Source organism: Rossellomorea marisflavi (assembly GCF_001274775.1).
In the GTDB taxonomy this organism is placed as follows: domain Bacteria; phylum Bacillota; class Bacilli; order Bacillales; family Bacillaceae_B; genus Rossellomorea; species Rossellomorea marisflavi.
Genome location: NZ_LGUE01000001.1, coordinates 1033705 through 1059147, shown reverse-complemented (window position 1 = coordinate 1059147; position 25443 = coordinate 1033705). Strand labels below are relative to the sequence as shown.

The following is a 25443-nucleotide window of genomic DNA, read 5'->3' as shown; positions in this document are numbered from 1 at the left end:
AATGAAAACGCTTAACAAGATTATCGAAGGAAAAGGAATCGCCATTATAAGGGGGTACCGTACAGAGGATGCCGTCAAGATTGCCCGCGCTTTGAAAAAAGGAGGCGTGACCCTTTTAGAAGTGACGTTGAATTCACCCGATGCCCTCCGCACCATCAGGGAGTTGTCTAATGAGTCCGGAATGACCGTCGGAGCCGGTACCGTTTTGGACGGTGCCGCTGCACAGGGAGCAATCGAAGCAGGGGCGAAATTCATTTTATCTCCCACGTTGAAGGTCGAAACGATCCGGACTGCGAAACGGTACGGGGTAGTCAGTATCCCTGGGGCGTATACGCCTTCTGAAATCTTGACGGCTTTTGAAGAAGGGGCAGATATCGTTAAGGTGTTTCCTGCAACGGCCCTCGGACCATCATTCATCAAAGATATGCAGGGACCGCTTCCTCAAGTCCGCCTTCTTCCGACCGGTGGTGTAACGGTAGAAAATGCAGCAACGTTCTTGGAAGCTGGCGCGATCGGCGTAGGACTCGGGAGTTCACTTGTGCATAAAACAGAATGTGTGGATGAGGCATTCTTAAACGAAATTGAAATGAAGGCCAAACGGTTCAGGGAACTGGCCATGATGAGAGGGGTAAGAACATGAAGATAACAGGATATGAGTTATTCCAAGTACCACCAAGATGGTTGTTCCTTAAGATCGAAACAGACGAGGGAATCACAGGCTGGGGTGAGCCGGTGATCGAAGGAAAGGCAGCATCCGTCAAAGCTGCTGTCGAAGAACTCATGCAGACGCTGATTGGAAAGGATCCTGCCCGCATCGAGGATCATTGGAACATGATGTACCGATCGGGCTTTTATCGTGGTGGGCCCATTTTGATGAGTGCCATTGCGGGCATAGATCAGGCGCTGTGGGATATAAAAGGGAAGTTTTACGATGCACCCGTCCATCAATTACTCGGAGGAGCCTGTCGTGATTCGATCAAAGTGTATTCATGGATCGGGGGAGACCGCCCGAGTGATGTTGGAAAAGCGGCTAAAGAAGTAGTGGATCGGGGATTTGAAGCAATCAAGATGAATGGTACCGAGGAGCTTCAATACATCGATTCCCATCAGAAGATCGATCAGGTTCTTGAGAGGGTGGCGGCCATCAGGGAAAGCGTGGGACCGTACGTCGGCATCGGGATCGATTTCCACGGAAGAGTACATAAACCGATGGCCAAGATTCTGGCCAAAGAACTTGAACAGTTCCGCCCGATGTTCATCGAGGAACCAGTCCTGCCTGAAAACAATGAGGCGCTCCGAGAGATTGCTGCTCATACGAATATTCCCATCGCCACAGGAGAGAGAATGTTCTCCAGATGGCAATTCAAGCCGTTGTTGACGGATGGATATGTAGATATCATTCAACCGGATCTTTCCCACGCAGGGGGGATCACGGAGTGCAAGAAAATCATTTCCATGGCAGAAGCCTTTGATGTAGCGGTAGCACCCCATTGTCCTTTGGGTCCGATTGCCCTCGCAGCCTGTCTCCAAGTGGATGCGACTTCCCATAATGCCGTCATCCAAGAGCAGAGCCTCGGCATCCATTATAATGTCGGAAGCGATCTGCTGGATTATATCGTCGATAAGGACGTGTTCCGTTATGAAGAAGGATTTGTAGAGATCCCTCAAGGACCCGGGCTAGGTATCGAAGTGAACGAAGAGGTGGTAAGAAAGATGGCGGCCGAAGGGCATGATTGGCATAATCCAATCTGGAGGCACAAAGACGGCTCCATCGCGGAATGGTAAGGGAAAAGGTTGACTGACAAAAGGGAGGGATTCACATGGATTCAGGAACAACGTTGATACTTATTACCGTATTAGGAATCGCACTGCTATTATTTTTAGTTATGAAATCAAAGCTTCAGGCATTTGTAGCACTGCTCATATCGAGCTTATTCATCGGACTCTTATCTGGAATGGAGCTGCAGGAAGTCATTGCCTCCATTGAACAGGGTATGGGAGGAACATTGGGGTTCATCGCAGTCGTTGTGGGCCTTGGTGCCATGTTCGGTGAAATGCTCCGGGTTTCCGGGGGAGCAGAACGTCTGGCGATTACACTGGTGAATAAATTCGGGGAGAACAAAGTACAATGGGCACTCGGTTTGACCGGCTTCATTGTCGCCATTCCCGTATTTTTGGATGTTGCACTGGTTATTTTGATCCCGATTGTTTATAGTCTTGCACAGAAAGCAAAAAAATCGACGCTTTATTTCGGAATCCCATTGCTGGCGGGACTTGCTGTGACACACAGCTTTGTCCCTCCTACACCTGGACCGATTTCAGTTGCGTCCATCCTCAATGCAGATCTGGGATGGGTCATCTTATTCGGATGTCTCGCGGGTATTCCGGCCATGATTTTGGCAGGACCTGTGTTCGGCCGGTACATCGGGAATAAAATCGATGTTAAAGTACCGGATTTCATCGATCAGGAAGAGCTCCAAAAGTTCAAGAATGAAAAAGATCTTCCAAGCTTCGGTATGATTTTCATCCTGATCATGATTCCATTATTCTTGATCCTTCTCAATACAGTGACGGGACTGGTTTTACCAGAAGGGAACACTGCGAGATCGATTCTTACTTTTATAGGTCATCCGTTCATCGCTCTGACGATCTCAACGCTATTGACGTTTTACTTCCTTGGGACGAAACGGGGTTATTCAAAGGACGATATTCAGAATATCGCAACAAAATCCCTGGAACCTGCTGGGATCATCATCCTCATCACAGGTGCAGGGGGAGTGTTCAAACAAACCTTGATCAATAGTGGTGTAGGGGATGTACTGGGTGAAATGATGGCAACGTCCAATCTGCCGCTTGTCGTCGTAGCATTTATTATTTCAGCATTCGTCCGTGTAGCACAGGGGTCCGCCACCGTCGCCATGATCACGGCAGCGGGCTTGATGTCTCCGATCCTTGGAATGGTGGAAGTGTCCCAGCCGATGCTTGGATTACTTGTCATTTCCATTGCGAGCGGAGCGACCGTATTCTCTCATGTCAATGATTCAGGATTCTGGCTCGTCAATCGTTTCTTCGGTTTGACGGAGAAGCAGACCTTACAAACATGGACCGTCATGGAGACGATCATCGGATTCGTAGGATTCGGTGTAGTGTTCCTTATCAGTTTCTTCGTTTAATCGAAAATAAAGCCCGGAATCCTGTAACCACACAGGATTCCGGGCTTTTGAGTTATAAGCTGCATTTAAGGATCCATAATAAAAAGGGGATGGGACAAAACTAAAAGAGGCCCCTTTAATACCGCTCATGATCTCCGTGCAAGACTACGCTTTCCGCGGGTAGCCCGTGAGCCTCCTCGGCAGGCCTGCGGGGTCTCACATCAGCTACTCTTCCCGCTGGAGTCTTCGTCTTGCACTCCGATCAACCGCTGGAAACGATGAAATTTTAATGTTCATTAAACAAATGATCCGGGTTTTACTATGACTAGAACATATTTGTCTCAGCCTCTTTACCGTTTAGAATATGATGCCCAGCAGGGAAAATACAATGACAGCTGAGAATAGCAGTGTCATGTGAAGTAAAGAATAAAAGAACATGGTATTTGCCCATTGACGCTGTTCCATTTTACGTCTTCCGTAGATGCTAAGAACGAGCCATCCCGCACTGAGCACAAGTCCGATCGTCATGAGGGTGATGCTCACGGGGATGAGAAGGAGACTGGCCAGTGCCAACACCACGAGATACACATTCGTTTGCATGACAGTACGCTTGAATCCTTTCACAACAGGCAACATTGGTACATTTGCTGCTTTGTAATCATCATGCTTCCTGATTGCGATGGCATAGAAATGTGGCATCTGCCAAATCATGCTGATGACGAAGAGGCTGATGATAGCCGGATGATCGATGGAAGAATGGACGGCGGTCCATCCGATCAGGACGGGCATGGCTCCGGAAATACTCCCTATCTCCGTATTATAGATTGTTCGTCTTTTGCTCCACATCGTATAGGGAACGACGTAGAAGAAGAGGCCGAGTAAGCCGAATAGAGCGGCCATAGGTGTCGTAAGTGCCAAAAGCAGCAATCCCACCAGGGCCATGCTGATCGCCATCCACAGGACTGTAATCGGCTGAATATCACCGGTGACGGTAGGACGGTTCTTAGTCCGCTCCATAAGGATGTCGATATCCCGGTCATAGAGATTGTTGAATGCACCGGCAGCACCAATCACCAAGGCAGACCCAAGAACGGCCAAAATGATATTAGGCAAATTCTCGATCAAATTCAAATTGAACGTATAAAGCGCCAGTGTCAATCCGGCGACCATTGGAATCAAATTGGACTTGATGATCCCGGTCTTGATGGTTTGAGTCAAGACCTCAGTATATGCGCGTTTCGTTGGTAAAACGTGCTCTTGAGTTTTCATTATTATCATCTCACTTAGCTGGATTCTATGAAGATAGTAATTCGGTTTGCACATACCGAAAAGAATATATATACTATATGGTATATTAATAGTATATTCGTAAACTGTCAAGAAATCAGGAGGGCATCATGAATAGAAGAATGACGCAAGAGGAAAGAAGGAACGAGACAAGACAAGCACTTCTAGGTGCAGCAATGGAACTATTTGCACAAATGGGTTTCCACGGTACTTCCATAGACAAAATCTCTGAAAAAGCAGGATATAGCAAAGGTGCCTTTTACGCCCATTTTGATTCAAAGGAGAATCTGTTCCTGATAATCCTTCAGCAGCAAATGGAGGGATACGTGAATGACATCGAATCCATCCTTGTGCAACAGGCTTCCATTGAAGACTTTGTGATAGCTATGAATCAGTACTATGAAAAACGGAAAACTCTCGAACAATCATCCTGTTTGCTTAACATAGAATTCCTACTTTACGCCATGAGGGATCCTTCCGTAAAGGAAAAGTGGTCTAACCTCATCCAAGCCTCGGTCGATCAGATTGCTTCAGGCATCAAGAAGCTCCTGGGGGATGTGTATCCTTCTAAAGAGCTGACGCCGGAAGAACTTGCCTGGGCAATCTTATCATTGGAGAATGGGATATCCATCTACTCCTTCATCCGGCAGGATCAGATTCCATCAAAATTGTATGAAAAAACATTGAAAGATCTCTTGATCTGTTAACATTGGCTGTCACTACTCATTGAACACTATTCATTATACCAGCTCTACATACAGACAGAGCAATCTGGATGTGACATTTCTCTAAACAATCGAATCTACCATCTTCGGAGGCAGACATGGAAAAGTGGATTATTGAAAGCATGGAACAATACGGTTACCTTGGGATTTTCTTATTGGTGGCACTAGAAAATATCTTCCCACCCATCCCATCTGAGATCATCCTGACGTTCGGCGGGTTCATGACGACAACGAGCAGTATGACGATTCCGGGCGTCATTCTCGCATCTACTGCAGGTTCTGTGGCAGGGGCCATCATCCTGTATGGGATCGGAGTATTACTCTCAAAAGACAAACTTGAACGGATTGTAGATAGATGGGGGCACATTCTCAGAGTCAAAAAGGAAGATATAAGAAAAGCAGATGGATGGTTTGACCTTTATGGGTATCGCGTCGTCCTCCTTGGACGCATGGTGCCGTTGATCCGAAGTCTCATTTCCATTCCTGCAGGAGTTGCAAAGATGAAATTCATCTACTTCCTCCTCTTCACCTTTATCGGTACATTGATATGGAATACCGTTCTTGTATGGGTGGGATCGGCTGTTGGAGATTCATGGGACAGCATCGTTCAATATATGGACGTATATTCTTCCGTCGCCTATGTGCTCATTGCACTCGTACTGATCTATTTTGCATACAAGTGGATGAAGCGATTCAAGAAGAAGTAAACGTTGCGACCAGGGCCTGGTCGTTTTTGTGTGGAACGGAATCCTGCTGGCTATACTACACATAAGGAGGAATGAATGCATGGCATCAAAGAGTGAGAGCTTGGAATGGAAATACAAGAAACTTGAGAGGCTGCTCGCTTCCACCCTTCAGTATTTGTCTGATGATGAAGTGGAAGAAATTGATCTCGAGTATCTGATGGAGCATACGGAGGGACTCCGAGAGTGGTGGCAGGAGTACCGGGAGGAAAACAAGAAAGCATTGGAAAAGGAAATTCAGCATCTTCTTCCTTCTCTTTCTCTTGAAGAACTAGAGGATTTAAGGGCAAAACTGAAAAGATGAAACGCTTATCACAAGGTCTTGGAGTTTGATGAACAAAGGGTGAACAAACGTTTACAATTAGGTTACAACTGCACATTATAGTTGGAACCCCCACCCATCAATCTGTTATAATCGGGATAGTTAGAGAAAGGGGCAGGGGGCCATGGAGCTGCAAAATTTAAGCACAGAAGAGATTGAACTCTGTTACCGCGCCGATCCATTCGAGATGACCCGGTCAATCTTAAAAGAGGACCTCAGGGGGCTTGAAATCATCTCGATCAAAGGGATTGAAAAGCGAAACCTGCTTCCGAAAGAAGTCGTCAATGTACTGTTGATTTATTTCTATCAGGAATTTGCTGGCCAGGTATATAATCGCACCGATTTGATCAAACTTTACAATTCCTGGGCATCAAATAATGTCAATACATTCAATGAAGCCGTCCAGATGGCGAAGGAAGATATCCGACAGCACCTTGGCCGCTGATTATGAACGTTCATAGATTTGAAAAGAGGCTGGGACAAGAGTGTTTTAGTCATAGTAAAACCCGAACTATCTTGCCTGAGATAGTTCGGGTTTTTCATTTGTTTCATGACCATTACTATACCATTACTATTTACTTGTTCCTAGCGGTTGATTGGAGTGCAAGACGAAGACTCCAGAGGGAAGAGTGGCTGATTTGAGACCCCGCAGGCTTGCCGAGGAGGCTCACGAGCTACCCGCGCGCAGTCTTGCACGGAAATCATGAGCGGTATAAAGAAGCCATACTGATCGTCAGGACCTTTTTTGTTTTTCCCAATCTCTTTTTGTTCCAAAGATTTTTATCTTTTGTTTACTTTTAGTAGAGCGTGCCAGCGCCCTTGTATAAGGAAGAGAAAATGCATAAATCGTGTCCTGTTTTATTATCAGATTATATTGAATAATAAAACAGACGTTGGTATACTGTGAAAATCATATCGAAGGAGGAATAGATTGTTGATCAACTACCATAATCGCATATTTACAGCTGTTGAAAACTCAGAAAACGGAGAGGTATCGACACGCACCATTTTCAAATACCGGCAGGAAGGAGATCTTCTGACAGGTTCCTATGAAGGAGGGGATATACAAAAAGGCTTCCTTATCGGATTGGTGGGCGATGATGGGTGTCTTGACTTCCGGTACAATCATGTGAATGTGAATGGAGCCATCCGGGGAGGGATATGCCGTTCTACTCCTGCTGTTTTGGAGGATGGCCGAATCGAGCTGAAGGAAGAGTGGGAATGGCTGGATGAGGCAAGATCGAAGGGGCATTCTGTGATCAGGGAAATCAAGGTGACCGACCGTTGACCATCGTACATACGAAGTTTTGGACGCTATGCTTGATCAAGGACGGAGATCGGGTACTGCTGATCGACCGGCAGCATGATGATTTTAAAGGCTTCATTCCACCGGGTGGCAAAGTAGAGTTTCCTGAATCCTTTACAGAAGCCGCCATCCGCGAGGTGAAGGAAGAGACCGGTCTTGAAGTAAAGAACCTGCAATACAAAGGGATTTATGAGTATGTCAACCCTGAGAGAATGGAAAGGTTTATCATCTTTAATTATCTTGCGACTGAGTTTACCGGAGAACTCTTGAAAAAACCGGCGGAGGGCATCCCCACGTGGATTGCCCTGTCCGACGTTCCAGGACTCCCTATGCAGGCTTCCATCAGGAGGCGATTCCCTTACCTGTTGAGAAAAGGTACATTCGAGATACATGTGACATGGGATGAATCCAGAGGTTGCGAGGGTGATGTCAGTATAACTGTCACATGAAGGAGTCAAAGACGAGCACGTTAATAATGGAAGCGGGACAAGAATTGAAGGAATTGCTGCTGAGTTTCATGTGGATATTTCCAAAGGGAGTATGCATTTGCTTCCGGTAGTTCAAAAGAATGGACTGGAATTTCCATCAGTCTCCCTTCAAGAAGTTCCCTTCTGACTGTGGAAGACGGCAAAAACGATACGCCAAGCCCCTCGGTAATGAATCGTTTGGTAATGTGAATCTGTGACACCTTCATCATCTTGGAGTTGGGGTAAAAATGTTTCAGGATCTCGCACAGTTCCTCCCAATAGCCTGGATGATTATGGGTGAGGATCCTCGCATGGTGGAGAACTTCTTCTTCATCGAGGGGAAGGGCGGATTCAAAATCTCTCCCATCATGCGGTGCAACAAGCATGACCCGGTCCGAGTAGAGTTTTTCGCTTCCCACCTCTTTATGAAGGGAGGGAAGACAGGACAGCCCGATATCAACTTCTTCGTTCATGACGGCGCGTTCAATATCATTGGACTCGATGATTTTCACGTCCACTTCAACGTACGGATATTCGTTCATGAATCGTTTCAATACGGCAGGCAGGATGGTATCGGCTATCAAAGGAGAGATGGCAATCTTCAATGCAGCGGTATACCCTTGCATGAAGGATCGCATCTTCTTCAATCCATCTTCATGAACCCTCACCATCTCTTTGGCTTCCCCCACAAAGTATCGACCTGCTTCGGTCAATGCCACCTTCTTGTTGCTCCGTTCAAAAAGGGCCACACCCAGCTCTTTTTCCAACTGTTTGATATGGACCGATACAGATGGCTGAGAGATATACAATTGTTCAGATGCCTTTCTGAAATTGCGTGTCTGGGAAGCGACGATAAACGTCCGTAACCAACTCAACTCCAACAGAATTCCTCCCTGATTAAAAAAAGTAATTAACTCATTTAAATATATATAATGTTCTTAATTGATACTCTACTATAAACTGAGAGTAATAACCAGTTAGGAGTGAAGAGCATGTATCAACCGGGTTTGAAAGGAATCGTCGCAGCTCAGACAGCCATCAGTCATATTGATGGAGAGAAAGGTCTTCTTATCTATAGAGGACATGATGTACGGACTCTTACAGGAAGATGTTCATTTGAAGAAGCTGCTTATCTTCTTTGGTATGGGAGGATGCCCTCTACAGAAGAAGCCGACCATCTGGGTGAGGAGTTAAAAACCAACCGGACGCTATCTGAACCTATGCTTGATATTCTTACACATCTTCCTGTAAACATGGATCCCATGAGCGTACTAAGAACCGTGCTATCAGCTGAAGGAGGTACAGAATATGTATGGAAGCCAACTCTGGATCAAGCAGTACGGATTACGGCGCTGATTCCGACCATCATTGCCTACAGGGAACGTCATCTGAAAGGGGCAGCTTTCATAAAGCCTCATGATGAATTGGGACATGTTTCAAACTATCTTTATATGCTTACCGGCATGGAACCCGATCATGCTGTTTCCCAGGCGCTTGAAACCTATATGATCCTGACGATGGAGCACGGGATGAATGCTTCCACGTTTTCTGCCAGAGTGACGGCATCTACTGAATCGGATTTGATTTCGTCTGTCATTTCAGCAATCGGCACGATGAAAGGCCCCCTTCATGGAGGGGCACCCACTGGGGTTATCGCTCTTCTGGAGGAGATAGGGACTGAAGAAAACGCGGAGAGTGTGATCCGGAAGAAGATTTCCCAAGGGGAGAAATTGATGGGGTTCGGTCACAGGATCTATAAGACGCGTGACCCCCGTGCAACCGCCCTTAAAGGAAAGTTGCTCGAATTCCACGGTGAAAATGAAGAGCTTGACCTCGCTATTGCAATTGAAGACATTGCGGTGAACCTTCTTGAGAAACTGAAACCGGGCAGGGGGCTATACACGAATGTGGAGTATTACGCCGCATCAATCATGAGAGCCATCCATCTCCCCGATCATCTTTTCACTCCGACGTTTACAGCGGCAAGGGCGGTTGGATGGACGGCCCATGTACTCGAGCAATCCGAAAATAATACAATATTCCGGCCGCAGTCTGATTACATCGGAACCCTAGTATAGAACCAGATGCTGCCATGGAATAAAGATAAGGTCCTCCATTAGGAGGGCTTCTTTTTGATGGACAAACATATGGGTGATACGGAAGGAACGGACATATGCCAGATTTGGATGAAAACATGATCAAAAAACACATTTTGTCAAAAAAAGATGAAATTAGACATGATTTTTAGGATATTTATGGTAAGTTATAAGAGAGCACTATACGAATATAAAGAATGGGGGTGAGTGCCTTGAATGTGATACCTGTTAAGGAGCTGAAAGTCAAGGAACGTGTGGGCTTTTTCCTCAGACACTGGGGAGGCACAGAGATGGTCATCTCTACTGGCATCCATGATTGTGTCAATTTGGATGGGTTTGCTTGTTTAGAAGACAGCGAGATCCTTGGACTCATCACCTTCGTGATGGGAAATCAAGAGTGTGAAATCATTTCATTGGACAGCCTGCGTGAAGGAGTCGGCATCGGTTCGTCCCTTCTTGGAAAGGTGGAAGAGGAAGCCAGCATCAATGGGTGCCTCTCCCTGTCTGTTATTACGACAAATGATAATCTCCATGCACTCGGGTTTTACCAGCGAAGGGGATTCCAATTAGTAGACCTTAAATGCAACGCTGTTGAAACAGCGAGAATTCATAAACCTTCCATTCCATATATAGCGGAAAACGGAATTCCCATAAGGGATGAGATTCTATTAAGCAAGCACCTTTGAAACCATCCAATGACCCCATTAGTGGAGGAGGATAAGCATGGAGTATATGTTATTAGTCGCTATTGCATTCATACCATTCATCATCTCGATTTCATTGACCATCTACTCCAGAACGACCGTCTCCATCGCCCTAGCCTGCTTCCTGGTGCTGCTCGGTGCTTGGCAGCTTGAAATTGCAGCCCTCTATGCAGATGGGCTCCTACCAGAATCGGTGATTGATCGCTTGTTCAGATTTTTCAGGATCGGTCCGATACTGATCATGCCGATCATCTATTATTTCATTTATTATCTGGTAAGTGAGCATGAAGAGTTGAGACGCTACAGGAAATGGATCAACCGGACCAGCCTGAGCATCATGATCGGATACAGTATCCTGGTCTACATCATCAACTTCACGGACTATGGTGTCACTTCCTATATGGTTGCCCCTGGGAGGGTATATTCACCTACCCACTGGCTTCCGGTCTATGGATCACTGAACTGGACGTTCCTCCTTAATATTTTTCTTGTTTTCGTTCACACATTCCTGCTACTCAGGGTCACCATCTTGATGAAGGATCCGATCTATAAACTCTTTTATGGAAAACTGATCATCGGGGCACTCTTTGTATTCTTGAATGGAGTGACAAGTGGATTTGGTGTATTCCCCTTATTCTTTTCAAGTTTCAATTCGATTTTGGTTGCCATCCTCTTATTCGTCGGATTCTTTCAGATGCAGACAGCGCGTGTAAAACAGGCAAACGCACGATTGGCGAAACAGAGTGAACTCTTGGAAGCCATTATGAATCTTAACCCGAACTATTTGATCGTCATGAACCAATCGAATCAGATCATCAAGGTCAATCAATCTGCTGAAAAGCTCTGGGATGTGAGCAAGGATGAACTCATCGGAGAAGATTTCAGCGTAGTGGCAGAACCTCCATACTCAATCAACCCATTGCGTAAAGACGTGCAGAGATTCGTGAATAAAACGGGGAGATCGTACTATATCCAGTGGGGATTCCAAAAATTAGATCAAGCGGAGAAGGAATATCACACTCTGTTCTATGGGATCGACTTCTCGAAACAAAAAGAGAATGAGCGGTTGTTGCTGGCCTCTGAAAAATCAAAAGTCATCGGGGAACTTGCAGCAAGCATCGCCCATGAAATCCGGAATCCATTGACCACCGTCAGGGGATTTATACAATTATCAAAGGAAGTCCAGAAAGAAAAAGGGTATGAAGATATCGTCCTTGAAGAAATCGATCGCATCAATGAGGTCTTGAAGGAATTACTGCTTCTCGCCAAACCCGAAGCGCAGGTGGAGCAAAACGGTGATAGTACCACCTCCATATCCGTTGTTCATGAGGTCAATACCATCAAGCTTCTGTTCGAGGCCATTGCCTTGGAACAAAATAAAAGCATCAGCATTTACCATACACTTGAGCAGGGACACCTTGCCCGATTCGAGAAATCCCATTTCAAACAGGTGATCATCAATATATTGAAGAACAGTTTTGAAGCACTCCCGAAAATGGGGAAAATCAAAATCAAGATTGATGAGAAAAACAGAAAAACGAGGATCCGCATCCTGGATAACGGACGGGGTATTGCGAGAGAACGACTATCCCGAATCGGTGAGCCGTACTATACCAATAAAGAAAAGGGCACAGGGATCGGTTTGACGATCTGCTTTAAATTGATCGCGGATTATGGTGGACAAATGAAGGTGAAAAGCAAGATCGGATGGGGGACGGTCGTCACCATCACCCTTGAACCGGTTGCGAAGGAAAGTATAGTATTTCATGGAGAATCAGACGGTAGGAGCACAGTGGTGTGAACAGTTGGGAGAAAGCATATCGTAAAACGGACAACCTTTGGGGGGATAGGGTTGATCGTTCCCTAATAGAATACAGTTCTCTCCTCAATGATGGAGATCCCGTTTTAGACCTCGGGATGGGAGAAGGAAGGAACGCGCACTATTTCGCTGCTAAAGGGCATCCCGTCACAGGTGTCGATTATTCTTCCTCAGCGGTCAGGCGCTGCCAGGAGCTCTGCATTGAGTCGGGATTTGAGATGGAAACGATCGTAGCTGACATGACGCAATTTCCCGTCCCCTCTTCATCGTATTCGCTGATTATCATAAGCAATGTACTGAACTTCTTCCATCCAGATGAGATCCAACGAATCATTCAAAAGGCGATCAGTGGCCTTGTTGTGGGGGGCATGATCTATATTCAAGCCTTCAATCGAAACGATCCTGCATATGCCAGAAATGAGAAGATGGCGAAAAAAGTAGATCAAGGTACCTTCTATAGAGAGAAGAATGATACGTACATTCATTTCTTCACCTTGGATTCACTCCTTGATTATTTCACAGGTTTTGAAGTGCTAGTGGTGACTGAATCCTACCGACTGGATCTTACACACGGAGAGCCCCATCATCATGGCATCATTGAGATGCTGGTCAGGAAGCAAGCAGGATGAAAGAACAGATCCGCTCCGTGAAGGTCCGGGGTGCAGCTATGGAAGTATGGGAAATGGGAGAAGGACCTCCGGTGATCATCTTGACTGGCATGAATTCGTCTATTTGGGAATGGCATGCTGTTGTACACGCTCTCTCTGTACAGCATCGTGTCATTCTATTTCATCGTCCCGGTCTTGGTAAGAGTGAATTAGGTGAGGCGATCCGAAGGACCGGAGCCCTGACTGAAGAACTGGCTGAGCTGCTTCCTTTGCTTTCGGTCCATGAGCCTGTAGTGCTCATCGGACATTCTTATGGAGGCTTATGTGCCCAGCATTTCGCCCGCTCGCACCCCCTCATGATCAAGGCGCTTCTTCTCGTGGATTCAACATCGGTCAACCTTCACCGACTGGATGCCCTCATGCTCCCTGTGATGGACGCAGACGATGATGCTGCATGGCTCGAAACCTGCCGCATCTATAGTGAGAAAACCTCTGAAGAACTTAAGGACCTTATTGCCCCCGGTTGTGTTCCTGGCCTGCCCACCTTACTGAATGAAAAGCTCCAAGATTTCCAGTGGAATCCCATCATGTATGCGGCCATGTACTCAGAGGTCACATGGTGGAAGGAAGATGCGATGATTATGAAAAATGGTCCTGGATTCCCGCAAATTCCGTTGACCGTCATTGCCCGTGATAAAGAATATGTCATCCGGCAGGAAGATGGACTCCCTGAGTGGGAGAAAAGAATATTTGAAACCCTTTGGGAAAAGCTGATGTATGAACAGTCAGAGCTGACTGACGACAGTCGGTTCATCATAGCGGAAGAATCAGGACATGCCGTTCATCTTGATCGGCCCGATGTCGTCGTGGAAGCCTTTCATCATATAGCGGAGAAGGTGCAGGTAAATGAAGGTGCTGGTTGATCTCGTTTTGTCCATTGATGGGACACATATGAGAAAAGGCGGGGAATTTGAGGTGAGGAAGCGACCGGATGTCCCGTTACTGGTTTGCCGATGGATCAATCAGATCAAGATGGATACCGGATACAGAGAAACGGAAATTGTCAGCGTATATCTGGACGGAGATGAAGATGTAACGGAACAAGTCAGGCTAGCTTGCCGATAAATGAGCGGTTATGGAAGATGGACCGCTTCAAGGGGCTGAGCTTTACATTGACAATACAGAACAATGGGAGGTCGATACAATGATCAAAGCGGTTTGTTTTGACCTTGATAATACTCTCCTGGACAGGGATAAGTCGCTTCATAGCTTCCTGGAGGATCAATACGCACGGTTGAATATGTTTGAACATGTGGAAAAGGACCCCTTCATGGATCGCTTCATCGAGTTGGATGATCGGGGTTATGTATGGAAGGATATCGTTTATGAAACCCTGATTCGGGAATTCGACCTGAGGGGGTGTACCATAGAAGAGCTTCTGTCTGATTATCTAACCCATTTTCACCATCACTGCATCCCCTTGGGCCCAGTGGAAGAGGTGTTGAAGGAACTGCGTGCACGGGGGATGCTGATCGGGATAATCTCAAATGGATTCCATCAGTTTCAATCTGACAATCTAAAGGCGTTGTCCATCCATCTATATGCACATACAATCCTCATTTCAGAATCGGAAGGGCTGCGCAAACCGGATAAGAGAATCTTTCAATCGATTGCCGGCAAAATGGGCGTGAAGGTTGAGGAATGCGCATTTGTGGGCGACCACCCCATCAATGATGTGAAGGGTGCCAAGGATGCAGGTATGACCTCGATTTGGCTCCGGGGTGATGGGTACAGCGTACCGGATCATGCAGATGCCATCATCGATCAGCTTCCTGATCTCATGGGTGTTTTGAGAAATCTGGACGTTGAAAGGCCAACCCTGCCTAGGCATAATTCCTCCGAGTCTATATAAATGAAAGCTTGCCTGATGATTGATATTGTGCTATTATTGTGAAAATTCGAGGTGTTTCTTATGACTTTATTCATTCAGACACAATCCCATCATCATATCAAGTAGCCTTGCCGGTTGTTTTTTTAAAAACCAGGAAGGCTATTACCCATTGAACCGCATCTGACTCTAGTCTCTACTTAGATCAGCTGCGGTTTTTTGTGTTCTGGATAAGGGGCCTTTGAATTAAAAAGGAGGATGACATAATGAGAAAGATGGATTATCAGAATGTAAGAGGAACAGCAGATTATTTGCCTGAAGCTGAAGGAATCCGAAGAAAGGTGAGGAATACACTGGAAGACGTGTTCATACAATACGGCTGCAAGCCGTTAGAAACGCCGATACTCAATTATTCGGATTTGTTGGCCTCCAAATATGGGGGTGGGGCGGAAATCTTGAAGGAGATGTACGTGCTGAGCGACCGGGGGGGACGCGATCTTGCCCTGCGTTATGATTTAACGATCCCTTATGCCAAAGTAGTGGCTATGAATCCGACGTTGAAAATGCCGTTTAAACGCTATGAAATCGGTAAAGTGTTCAGGGACGGCCCAATCAAAAAAGGAAGGATGAGGGAGTTCACTCAGTGTGATGTAGACGTCACTGGGGTCGATTCATGTGTAGCAGAAGCAGAGCTTATCATGATGGCACTGGATGCGTTCGACCGGCTGGAAATGGAAGTGATCATCCAATACAATAACCGGAAGCTGCTTGCAGGCATGCTGGAATCCTTCGGTATCCCTCCTGAGAAAAGTGGGGAAGTGATCCTCGTCCTGGATAAATTGGAGAAGATCGGCCTGGAAGCATGTGAAGAGGAACTGAAGAAAAAAGGACTTAGTGTCGTAGCATTAAAAGAAACAAAGCAATTCATCTTGGATTCCCCCACTTGCTTGGAGTACTTTTCACCCTATATAGAAAAAAACACATTGATCTCTGAGGGGCTGGCGGAACTGAGAGAGCTGGTGCAACTCCTTGAAGGTTTGGGATTGAAAGCTCAGTGCCAATTCAATCCATACCTTGCAAGGGGACTGGACATATATACGGGTACCATCTATGAACTTTTCATGAAGGACGGCAGCCTGGGATCGAGCATCGGAAGCGGGGGGCGCTATCATAATGCCATTGCCGGCTTGAAAGGGGAGGAGGGGGGATCCTATTCCACTGTCGGAATCTCCTTCGGCCTGGATGTCATTTTAACAGCCCTTTTGGAAAAGGAAGAAACCAGCCCTGAACCTTGGGTGGATTACTTGATCATTCCGGTCCAAGAAATGGAGCACTCCTTCAGGATGGCGCGTGTACTCAGACAAGAAGGGAACAGGGTCGAAGTGGACATGTCTGGTAGGTCCATAAGAAAAAGCATGGACTATGCCCGTAAGGCAGGGATCCCTTTTGTGGCGGTGATAGGAGAAAGGGAAGTTTCAAACCGGAGTTGCATGGTCAAGGATATGATGACAGGAAATGAGTCAGAATGGGTGTTCAGATGAACTTCAGAACAATCGGGGAATGCTGCAAAAAGATGATTTTATTTAAATTTTGCCAAAACTAGTTTATCATATGATAGAGAATGTCCATTGCTTGAAAAGGAAGGTACCCTATGTCAATTGAATCAGAACAGAACATTACCAGGATACATATTGAAGACAAAGAATTCATCCTCATCGGCACGGCCCATGTTTCCAGGCAAAGCGCCGAGCAGGTCAAGGAGGTTATTGAGCGGGAAAGGCCGGATACAGTGTGTATTGAGCTTGATGAACCGCGCTATCAATCCATTGTCGAAGGAGACAAATGGAAGCAGACGGATATCTTCCAAGTAATAAAGGAGAGAAAAGCAACCCTGCTCCTTATGAATCTTGCCATCGGATCATTCCAGAAGCGGATGGCCAAACAGTTCGGGATCAAACCGGGGCAAGAAATGATTCAGGGAATCGAATCTACCAAAGAGACGGGCGCCGAGCTGGTGCTGGCCGATCGAAATATCCAGGTCACGTTTTCACGGATCTGGAATAATCTCGGATTCACCGGTAAAGCAAAATTGCTCACCCAGATCATTTTCAGCATCTTCAGCGATGAAAGCATCACAGAAGAAGAACTGGAGCGGATCAAATCAAAGGATATGCTTGACTCCATGCTCAATGAATTCACGCAGGTGTTCCCGCAGTTAAAGACACCACTCATCGATGAACGTGATCAATACCTGGCTCAAAAAATCAGGACTGCACCCGGGGAAAAGGTGGTCGCAGTACTGGGTGCAGCCCACGTTCCAGGCATCACAAAAGAGATTCATAAAGAGCACGACTTGGAACGATTATCTGAGCGTCCTCCTAAATCAAAGGCGCCGAAAATCATTGGTTGGATGATCCCGCTTGCCATCATCGCGCTGATTGCCTATACCTTCATCAACAACCCTTCAGCTGGATTCGATCAATCCATCAGCTGGATTTTGTGGAATGGTGGATTTTCAGCCCTAGGGGTTCTGATCGGGATGGGGCATCCGCTGGCCATTTTGACGGCTTTTATTGCCGCACCCATCACCTCTTTGCATCCGCTCCTCGCTGCAGGGTGGTTCGCAGGTTTCGTGCAGGCATACTTTAAACGTCCAAGTGTAAAAGATTTTGATACATTATCGGAAGATGTCCTGAGCGTAAAAGGATTTTGGAACAATAAGGTGACCCGTGTCCTATTGATTGTGGTGTTAGCAAACCTTGGAAGTACCCTGGGTACGATCATCGGCGGGGCCGATGTGGTAAGGCTTTTCATTAAGAATTTCACATAAGGGGCGATTGTCAGGACTTTTATCCCCTGATTTTTTAATCAAAGATAAAACAAGAAGGAGCAGGTCATCCCTGCTCCTTCTTGTTTTTTTATACTGTTTTTTCAACCTCAAGGTAGTGGATCTGATGACCGTCATTATCATGGATCCTGAAGGTGTACCCTTCTTCGGTGACGATTTCCTTGCTTGCATTGGAATCGATGTTTTCAGAAAGGAACCATCCTCCGATTGTATCCACTTCCTCATCGCTGAGATTCGTGCCCAGGAGATTATTGACGTCCTGTATGAGAAGTTTGGCATCCAGGATGTAGTGACCGTCTTTAACTTTCCTGATTTCAGGTACTTCATCATCATCGAATTCATCACGGATTTCACCTACGATTTCTTCAATGATGTCTTCAACGGTGACCATACCGGATGTGCCGCCATATTCATCAAGAAGGATGGCGATATGGACGCGTTCTTTCTGCATCTTCACAAGAAGATCATGGATCGGGATGGTTTCAATGACTCGAATCAAAGGATTCACATATGGTTCGAGACTGTCGATTCCATCAGCAGATTGAATCGATGCGGTCAGAAGCTCCTTCACGTTCACAAAACCGAGAACATTATCTTTGTCTCCGTCCACTACAGGATATCTGGTATAGTGCTCTGTCGTAATGACGTCCATCACTTCATCCATGGTCGCATCTTTTGAGATGGAGATGATTTCCGTCCTGGGGACCATGATTTCCTTCGCAAGTCTTTCATCAAACTCAAAGATGTTATTCACATATTTGAGTTCCGACTGGTTGATTTCGCCACTCTCATAGCTTTCAGAAAGGAGGATGCGAAGTTCTTCCTCCGAGTGGGCCAGCTCATGCTCCGATGCGGGTTTCAAACCGAACAGTCCGACGAAGAAACGTGCGGACCCATTCAGGAACCAGATGAACGGAAACATGATGCGGTAAAACCAGATGATCGGCGAAGCAAAGAGCATTGTGATTGTTTCTGCTTTTTGAATGGCCATGGTTTTAGGTGCAAGTTCCCCGACGACTACATGAAGGAATGTGACAAGGGCAAACGCAATTCCGAATGAAAGGATATGGGTTAAAGACGCGTTCAGGTGAAAGTACTCGAATAACGGATGTAACAGGGTCTCCACAGTAGGTTCCCCAAGCCAGCCCAGGCCGAGTGCCGTCACGGTGATCCCAAGCTGACAAGCTGACAGGTACTCATCAAGATGGCTCACGACTTTTTTTGCCGATACTGCACCTTTTTTGCCTTCAGCGATCAGTTGGTCGATCTTGGATGTACGTACTTTGACAATGGCAAATTCCGTGGCTACGAAAAAGGCCGTCAAGGCGATAAGGACTGCAATTGCTGCTAACTTAATCAATAATAATGAATCAATGTCCAATGAATCGTCTTACAAACGTAAGACGTTCACCTCCCAGTAAAATATTTAGTTTAACAGCAGAAGGAGGGATTGGATGAGCGTTTGACTTTCTTTGGAAAGGTCTTTTTTTGCTTGTGAAAGTTCTTTATGGTTCAGAATCTCCGTCACTTCTGTGTTCAGGTCTTTCAGTTTCCATCTGAGTGCCCGTACGTCGATTTCCTCGGTATCTTTTTCGATCATTTTCTTCCTTATCATGTCCAAAGACATGCCGCTTGATTTCATATCATTGACTTCTCTTATCGTGTTTACACATGAAATATCATAATAGCGATAATTAGAAGGAGAGCGTTCGACTTTTAGAATCCCTATATTCGTATAATGATCGATCGTACGCTTAGTTACGTTCGCCAACTCGGCTAGTTCTCCAATTTTCAGTTTCTCTGTCCCAAACGATTTCCTCCTAACCGTCACGTGATAGTCTCTATTTTAAAGTAAACGACCAAAAAAGAAAATCTTTTTTCATTATTTGAGGATACTCAGATGTCCATGGGTGAAAAGAAGGTGGGGCAGGGCTCTATTTTTAGGAGTTTATTCCTTTTTTTCTCGAAATACCTTGTCACTTCCCTCTTTAATTATTATAATATTAAGAAAATTTAATAATATTTTCCTATGAAAGGAGGACGCAAGGTGAAGATTTATATTTCGGTGGATATGGAGGGAATCTCGGGGCTTGTGGATCAAACCCACGTTGATTCCAGGATGCACAATTATGAACGGGGAAGGAGAATCATGACGGATGAAGCGAATGCCGTCATCACTGCTGCTTTTGAAGCAGGCTGCACTGACATCCTCGTCAATGACAGCCATTCACAAATGAATAATCTGATGATTGAACTGCTGCATCCCGACACATCCCTGATCACCGGTGGAGCAAAGCCGTTTTCCATGGTACAGGGGTTGGACGAGTCATTCTCGGGTGCTTTTTTTATTGGCTACCATGCACGGGCATCGAAAAAGGGGGTCCTGTCCCACTCCATGACCTTCGGGGTGAGGAATATGTACATCAATGACATGGCCGTAGGAGAAATGGGGTTCAACGCTCTCGTGGCGGGATTCTATGGCGTCCCTGTTCTCATGGTATCGGGTGATGATCAGGCAGCCATTGAAGCAAATGAATTGATACCAGAGGTCAAGACGGCAATCGTGAAAGAGGCTATAACCAGGTCGGTAGCCAAAAGCCTTACGCCGAAGAAGGCCGCGGACCTGCTTGCCAGACAAACCCTCTCGGCCCTTTCCAACCGGTCGATAGTCAAACCCCTGATCCCTCCGGAAAACCCGATCCTTCGCATCGAATTCGCCAACTACGGTCAGGCTGAATGGGCATGTACCATGCCAGGCACGATCCTGGAACCGGATTCGACAACGGTCCGCTTCGATGCAGAAGATATCCTTGAAGCTTATCGTGCAATGATTGTCATGACCGAACTTGCAATGAAAACTACATTCTGTTAGAAAGTGTGAAGCTGATGAGTACATACCTGTTGAAGCGATTGGTTTCCATGGTGATCACCTTGTGGCTGATCATCACATTGACATTCTTCCTCATGCACGCCATACCGGGATCACCATTTAACGAAGAACGCAATACAAGCGAAGCCGTCCAAAAAAATCTTGAAGCCCATTATCACCTCGATGAGCCCCTGTTGGTCCAATACGGGCTATATTTGAAATCGCTTATGACACTGGACTTTGGTCCTTCCATCACCAAGCCGTCCCAGACGGTCAATGATTTGCTGAGCAGAGGCTTTCCGATCTCATTCGAACTCGGGATGATCACCTTGATCATCGCCGTCATTTCCGGGATCACACTCGGTATCGTGGCAGCCCTGAGACATAACGGATTCATTGATTATATGGCCATGACATTCGCTGTGCTGGGAATCTCGATCCCAAACTTCGTCATGGCTACCATGCTGATTCAGCAATTCGCAGTGTACTGGGAGATTCTGCCCGTGGCCACTTGGCAGAGCTGGAGGCATATGATTCTGCCCACCTTGGCGCTCGCCACAGGACCAATGGCCATCATAGCCAGGCTGACGCGTTCGAGCATGCTCGAAGTCCTGACCCAGGATTATATCCGGACAGCACGGGCAAAGGGACTCTCCCCGTGGAAAATCGTGTTCAAGCATGCCCTCCGAAATGCCCTCATGCCTGTTGTGACCATCCTTGGTACACTGGCAGCCGGTATATTGACGGGTACATTCGTCATTGAACAGATCTTTGCCATTCCGGGGATGGGAAAATATTTCGTCGAGAGCATCAATCAGCGTGATTATCCGGTCATCATGGGGACGACCGTCTTTTACAGTGCCTTCCTGATCGTCATGCTTTTCTTGGTGGATGTGGCATATGGACTGCTCGATCCGCGGATCAAACTACATAAGAAGGAGGCTAGATGATGGCGATCCCCAAACGAGAAGAAAAAGTGACCACCGTTCCTGACGAATGGTTTGCACCATTGGATAAGAGTAAAAATGAGCGGGAGGCAGTCGTCAGACCGAGCCTCTCCTATTGGCAGGATGCGTGGAAGCGACTCGTGAAGAACAAGCTTGCCATGCTCGGACTGTCTTTTCTGGTCGCCCTGATTGTCATGGCCATTCTCGGTCCGATCCTCTCTCCTCACAATGTCACGAAACAGATTCTTGCCGACCAGAACCTCCCGCCTTCAGCCGGTCATTGGTTCGGAACGGATGACATGGGAAGGGATGTTTTCACACGGACATGGTACGGAGCCCGCATCTCCCTGTTTGTCGGATTCATGGCGGCTCTCATTGATTTTGTCATCGGGATCCTCTATGGGGGGATATCAGGCTATAAGGGAGGTAAGACGGATAATGTGATGATGAGGATCGTCGAGATTCTTTACGGACTTCCTTACCTTCTGGTCGTGATCCTGCTTATGGTCGTCATGGGACCAGGATTGTTGACCATCATTGTCGCCCTAACCGTGACGGGATGGATCGGGATGGCGAGGATCGTAAGGGGACAGGTCCTCCAGATCAAGAATTATGAGTTCGTTCTTGCTTCAAAAACCTTTGGAACGAAAACGGGAAGAATCATCCGGAAGAACCTTCTTCCGAATACAATGGGACCGATTATTGTCCAAATGACCCTGACCGTTCCCAGTGCCATCTTTGCCGAAGCATTCCTGAGCTTTTTAGGATTGGGGATCCAGGCTCCATACGCGAGCTGGGGGGTCATGGCCAATGACGGGCTGTCGACGATCCTATCGGGGCATTGGTGGAGATTGTTCTTCCCGGCGCTCTTCATCTCCCTCACCATGTTCTCTTTCAATGTCCTGGGTGATGGTCTGCAGGACGCGCTGGATCCGAAATTAAGGAGGTAACACCATGGAAGAAGTTCTATCAGTGAATGACCTGCATGTATCGTTTTCCACATATGGAGGCGAAGTTCAAGCCGTACGTGGTGTGAGTTTCCAGGTGAAGAAGGGGGAGACCCTCGCGATTGTCGGGGAATCAGGTTGTGGGAAAAGCGTGACATCTCAAAGCATCATGAGGCTTATCCCCAGTCCACCGGGAAGGATCCGAAAAGGGTCCGTCCTGTACAAAGGAAAAGATCTTTTAAGATGCTCGGAGGCTCAGATGCGGCGTATACGGGGGAAGGATATCTCCATGATCTTTCAGGATCCGATGACCGCACTGAACCCGACCCTGACCATCGGGGAGCAGATCAAAGAAGGAATCCTGCAGCATGAGGACGTTACTCGAAAGGAAGCGGGGGTGCGTGCGCGGAAGATGCTGGAGCTTGTGGGCATCCCGAACCCCGAGGAGCGCCTCAAACAATATCCCCATCAGTTCTCAGGTGGTATGAGGCAGAGGATCGTCATCGCCATGGCCCTTGTCTGTCAGCCAGATGTGCTGATTGCAGATGAACCGACCACCGCCCTGGATGTTACGATACAAGCCCAGATTCTTGAGCTATTCAAGGAAATCCAAGACAAGACGGGTGTATCCATCATCCTGATCACCCATGATCTCGGGGTTGTCGCCCAGGTGGCAGATCGGATCGCTGTCATGTATGCAGGGAAGATCGTGGAGGAGGGGACCCGCAGGGAAATATTTTATACCCCTCAGCACCCCTATACGAAGGGACTCCTCCATTCAGTACCAAGGCTCGATCTCGTAGGGGAGGATCTGATTCCCATACCCGGCTCACCCCCGGATTTATTTGCACCTCCTGCAGGATGCCCATTCGCTGCAAGATGCGACATGGCCATGGAGGTATGCGACAGGGTGCACCCTGAGAAGACCCGCCTTTCAAAGGATCATCATGTGGATTGCTGGTTGCAGGATGATCGGGCAAAACAAGCCATGCTTTCAGCTGTGAATGTAACGATCCGTTAGATTCACAGATTGATAGATTAAAAATCATAAGGGGGAAATCAGATGAAGAAATGGAGCAAGCTGTTTATTTTCGGGATCATCCTTGTCATGCTCGCTGCTTGTACGGCCAACGAAGATGCTGGAAGCAATTCGGAAGGAAAGGATTCAAAGGACGGGAAAGGGGAAAAGATCCTTTATTTGAACAATGGAGCGGAGCCGACATCCTTTGATCCGCCGATCGGATTCGATTCCTATTCATGGACAGCGCTGAACAACTTAATGGAAGGGTTGACGAGATTAAGCGACAAGCATGAGCCGGAAGGGGCCATGGCTGAAAAGTGGGATGTATCGGAAGATGGAAAAGTCTATACCTTCCACCTGAGAGAAAATGCCAAGTGGTCAAATGGGGACGATGTAACGGCCAATGATTTCGTATTTGCCTGGAAGCGCCTGCTCGATCCAGAAACCGGATCTCCTGCATCCTTCCTCGGGTACTTTATCGAGGGTGGTGAAGCATATAATACCGGAAAGGGCAGTGCAGATGACGTAAAAGTGAAAGCGGTGGATGAAAAAACGTTCGAAGTGACATTGAAAAGCCCTCAGGCATACTTCCTGAGCGTCATCGCCAACCCGGCATTCTTCCCAATCAATGAAAAAGTCGCCACCGATAATCCTCAGTGGTTTGCCGAGGCCGACAGCTTCGTGGCAAATGGTCCATTCAAATTAAAGGAATGGGAGCATGACAGCCATTTTGTAATGGAAAAGAATGATCAATACTGGGACAAAGAGAACGTGAAGCTAAATGAAGTCCACTGGGCGATGGTCAATGACTCGAACACAGACTATCAATTATTCAAAACAGGCGAGCTCGATACGGCAGACGTTCCGGCAGATCTGAGCGAGGAATTGTTCAAGGACGGTAAGGTCAAGGTAGAAGATCAGGCTGGTACGTACTTCTACAGGTTCAATCTTGATCAGGAGCCATTCCAAAATAAAAATATCCGGAAAGCGTTCTCCATGGCAGTGGATCAGAAGCAGATGGTCGACTATGTAACCAAGAACAAAGAAGAAGCCGCCTACGGATTTGTCGCCAGTGGGTTCAATGATGCCGACGGAAACGATTTCCGCAAAACTAGCGGTGATCTTACCGCGACGGATGTAGAGGAAGCCAAGAGTCTTTTAGAAAAAGGAATGAAGGAAGAAGGCTATGAAAAGCTTCCTGCCATCACCTTGACCTACAGCACGAGTGACACTCATCAAAAAATCGCCGAAGCCATGCAGCAAATGTTCAAGGACAATCTCGGAGTGGAAGTGAAGCTTGCCAATATGGAGTGGAATGTGTTCCAGGATGAACAAAAAGCAGGTAAATTCCAGCTTTCCAGAAGCTCCTTCCTGGCAGATTATGCAGATCCGATCAACTTCCTTGAAAACTTCCAGACGGGGCATTCCATGAACAGGACCGCTTGGAGCAACAAGAAATACGACGAGTTGATCCAATCGGCCTTGAACGAAGCAGATGAACAGAAGCGTTTCGACATGATGTACGAAGCAGAGAAAATCCTCATGGACGATATGCCGATCATCCCGATCCATTTCTATAACTACGTATATATGCAAAATGAAGATGTTTCAGGTATCGTCCGTCATCCAGTAGGCTATATGGAGCTCAAATGGGCGGACAAAAAATAAAAGGAGCGGGAAGGACAGGGGGAATC

Annotated in this window: 27 protein-coding genes; 23 read left to right on the top strand and 4 right to left on the bottom strand. The window is 46.8% G+C overall.

All coding sequences use genetic code 11. The features are described from left to right. Window position 1: 1 nt before the first annotated feature. From AF331_RS05370 to AF331_RS05360, 3 genes are read left to right on the top strand one after another with little or no spacing between them, the layout of a single operon-like run. A complete protein-coding gene (locus AF331_RS05370) occupies window positions 2-640 on the top strand; it encodes a bifunctional 4-hydroxy-2-oxoglutarate aldolase/2-dehydro-3-deoxy-phosphogluconate aldolase (protein ID WP_053427798.1) in 639 nt (212 codons plus the stop codon). Next, window positions 637-1785, top strand: coding sequence for a galactonate dehydratase (gene dgoD / locus AF331_RS05365; protein WP_053427105.1), 1149 nt, complete (start codon window positions 637-639; stop codon window positions 1783-1785). Before AF331_RS05370 ends, dgoD begins: the two co-directional genes overlap by 4 nt. Window positions 1786-1820: 35 nt before the next feature. Next, the gene (locus tag AF331_RS05360) at window positions 1821-3173 is read left to right on the top strand and encodes a GntP family permease (protein WP_053427104.1); all 1353 of its coding nucleotides are present in this window, start codon (window positions 1821-1823) and stop codon (window positions 3171-3173) included. A 336-nt stretch (window positions 3174-3509) separates the two neighbouring features. On the opposite strand, the gene cyoE is transcribed toward AF331_RS05360, so the two are convergent. Further along, window positions 3510-4421 carry a heme o synthase gene (gene cyoE / locus AF331_RS05355; protein ID WP_053427103.1) on the bottom strand — a complete coding sequence of 304 codons (912 nt, stop codon included), beginning with the start codon at window positions 4419-4421 and terminating at the stop codon, window positions 3510-3512. A 128-nt stretch (window positions 4422-4549) separates the two neighbouring features. Between cyoE and AF331_RS05350 the strand changes: the two genes are divergently transcribed. The 6 genes from AF331_RS05350 to AF331_RS05325 all read left to right on the top strand — a co-directional run bounded on the left by AF331_RS05350 (window position 4550) and on the right by AF331_RS05325 (window position 7984). Further along, on the top strand, window positions 4550-5146 hold the full coding sequence (locus AF331_RS05350; protein WP_235576318.1) for a TetR/AcrR family transcriptional regulator: 597 nt from the start codon (window positions 4550-4552) through the stop codon (window positions 5144-5146). 116 nt (window positions 5147-5262) lie between these two features. Next, window positions 5263-5871, top strand: a complete 609-nt coding sequence (locus AF331_RS05345) for a DedA family protein (RefSeq protein ID WP_053427101.1) — start codon at window positions 5263-5265, stop codon at window positions 5869-5871. A gap of 79 nt (window positions 5872-5950) precedes the next feature. Further along, window positions 5951-6211 carry a hypothetical protein gene (locus AF331_RS05340; RefSeq protein WP_053427100.1) on the top strand — a complete coding sequence of 87 codons (261 nt, stop codon included), beginning with the start codon at window positions 5951-5953 and terminating at the stop codon, window positions 6209-6211. Window positions 6212-6353: 142 nt separating this feature from the next. Beyond that, a complete protein-coding gene (locus tag AF331_RS05335) occupies window positions 6354-6674 on the top strand; it encodes a hypothetical protein (protein WP_053427099.1) in 321 nt (106 codons plus the stop codon). Window positions 6675-7160: 486 nt separating this feature from the next. Then, window positions 7161-7517: a n-acetylglutamate synthase gene (locus tag AF331_RS05330; protein WP_159641994.1), complete on the top strand. Its 357-nt coding sequence runs from the start codon at window positions 7161-7163 to the stop codon at window positions 7515-7517. Beyond that, a complete protein-coding gene (locus AF331_RS05325; RefSeq protein WP_152915541.1) occupies window positions 7514-7984 on the top strand; it encodes an 8-oxo-dGTP diphosphatase in 471 nt (156 codons plus the stop codon). The genes AF331_RS05330 and AF331_RS05325 overlap by 4 nt, the downstream gene beginning before the upstream one ends. A 20-nt stretch (window positions 7985-8004) precedes the next feature. Here the strand turns inward: AF331_RS05325 and AF331_RS05320 are convergent, their stop codons facing one another. After that, complete coding sequence (locus AF331_RS05320; protein ID WP_053427098.1) at window positions 8005-8883, bottom strand: LysR family transcriptional regulator; 879 nt, start codon at window positions 8881-8883, stop codon at window positions 8005-8007. Window positions 8884-8994: 111 nt separating this feature from the next. Here AF331_RS05320 and AF331_RS05315 point away from each other — a divergent pair, with 111 nt between their 5' ends. The 9 genes from AF331_RS05315 to AF331_RS05275 all read left to right on the top strand — a co-directional run bounded on the left by AF331_RS05315 (window position 8995) and on the right by AF331_RS05275 (window position 17947). Next, the gene (locus tag AF331_RS05315; protein WP_053427097.1) at window positions 8995-10080 is read left to right on the top strand and encodes a citrate synthase/methylcitrate synthase; all 1086 of its coding nucleotides are present in this window, start codon (window positions 8995-8997) and stop codon (window positions 10078-10080) included. 230 nt (window positions 10081-10310) lie between these two features. After that, the gene (locus AF331_RS05310) at window positions 10311-10784 is read left to right on the top strand and encodes a GNAT family N-acetyltransferase (protein ID WP_053427096.1); all 474 of its coding nucleotides are present in this window, start codon (window positions 10311-10313) and stop codon (window positions 10782-10784) included. Between the two features lie 37 nt (window positions 10785-10821). Then, on the top strand, window positions 10822-12603 hold the full coding sequence (locus tag AF331_RS05305) for an ATP-binding protein (protein ID WP_053427095.1): 1782 nt from the start codon (window positions 10822-10824) through the stop codon (window positions 12601-12603). Next, a complete protein-coding gene (locus tag AF331_RS05300; RefSeq protein WP_053427094.1) occupies window positions 12600-13250 on the top strand; it encodes a class I SAM-dependent methyltransferase in 651 nt (216 codons plus the stop codon). Before AF331_RS05305 ends, AF331_RS05300 begins: the two co-directional genes overlap by 4 nt. Next, the gene (locus AF331_RS05295; protein WP_053427093.1) at window positions 13247-14152 is read left to right on the top strand and encodes an alpha/beta fold hydrolase; all 906 of its coding nucleotides are present in this window, start codon (window positions 13247-13249) and stop codon (window positions 14150-14152) included. The genes AF331_RS05300 and AF331_RS05295 overlap by 4 nt, the downstream gene beginning before the upstream one ends. After that, window positions 14136-14354, top strand: coding sequence for a hypothetical protein (locus AF331_RS05290; protein ID WP_053427092.1), 219 nt, complete (start codon window positions 14136-14138; stop codon window positions 14352-14354). Before AF331_RS05295 ends, AF331_RS05290 begins: the two co-directional genes overlap by 17 nt. Window positions 14355-14433: 79 nt before the next feature. Next, on the top strand, window positions 14434-15141 hold the full coding sequence (locus AF331_RS05285) for an HAD family hydrolase (protein WP_082346869.1): 708 nt from the start codon (window positions 14434-14436) through the stop codon (window positions 15139-15141). Between the two features lie 242 nt (window positions 15142-15383). Beyond that, window positions 15384-16658, top strand: a complete 1275-nt coding sequence (locus AF331_RS05280) for a histidine--tRNA ligase (protein WP_053427091.1) — start codon at window positions 15384-15386, stop codon at window positions 16656-16658. 110 nt (window positions 16659-16768) lie between these two features. Continuing rightward, window positions 16769-17947: a TraB/GumN family protein gene (locus AF331_RS05275; RefSeq protein WP_053427090.1), complete on the top strand. Its 1179-nt coding sequence runs from the start codon at window positions 16769-16771 to the stop codon at window positions 17945-17947. 88 nt (window positions 17948-18035) lie between these two features. On the opposite strand, the gene AF331_RS05270 is transcribed toward AF331_RS05275, so the two are convergent. Continuing rightward, window positions 18036-19340, bottom strand: a complete 1305-nt coding sequence (locus tag AF331_RS05270) for a hemolysin family protein (protein ID WP_082346867.1) — start codon at window positions 19338-19340, stop codon at window positions 18036-18038. A gap of 51 nt (window positions 19341-19391) precedes the next feature. Further along, complete coding sequence (locus tag AF331_RS21770; protein WP_179125808.1) at window positions 19392-19796, bottom strand: MerR family transcriptional regulator; 405 nt, start codon at window positions 19794-19796, stop codon at window positions 19392-19394. Window positions 19797-20012: 216 nt separating this feature from the next. Here AF331_RS21770 and AF331_RS05260 point away from each other — a divergent pair, with 216 nt between their 5' ends. From AF331_RS05260 to AF331_RS05240, 5 genes are read left to right on the top strand one after another with little or no spacing between them, the layout of a single operon-like run. Further along, window positions 20013-20837, top strand: a complete 825-nt coding sequence (locus AF331_RS05260) for a M55 family metallopeptidase (RefSeq protein ID WP_053427088.1) — start codon at window positions 20013-20015, stop codon at window positions 20835-20837. A 14-nt stretch (window positions 20838-20851) separates the two neighbouring features. Next, on the top strand, window positions 20852-21784 hold the full coding sequence (locus AF331_RS05255; protein WP_053427087.1) for an ABC transporter permease: 933 nt from the start codon (window positions 20852-20854) through the stop codon (window positions 21782-21784). After that, window positions 21784-22731 carry an ABC transporter permease gene (locus AF331_RS05250; RefSeq protein ID WP_053427086.1) on the top strand — a complete coding sequence of 316 codons (948 nt, stop codon included), beginning with the start codon at window positions 21784-21786 and terminating at the stop codon, window positions 22729-22731. The genes AF331_RS05255 and AF331_RS05250 overlap by 1 nt, the downstream gene beginning before the upstream one ends. 4 nt (window positions 22732-22735) lie before the next feature. Further along, complete coding sequence (locus AF331_RS05245; RefSeq protein WP_053427085.1) at window positions 22736-23749, top strand: ABC transporter ATP-binding protein; 1014 nt, start codon at window positions 22736-22738, stop codon at window positions 23747-23749. Between the two features lie 42 nt (window positions 23750-23791). Beyond that, window positions 23792-25417: a peptide ABC transporter substrate-binding protein gene (locus AF331_RS05240; protein WP_053427084.1), complete on the top strand. Its 1626-nt coding sequence runs from the start codon at window positions 23792-23794 to the stop codon at window positions 25415-25417. Window positions 25418-25443: the final 26 nt, after the last annotated feature.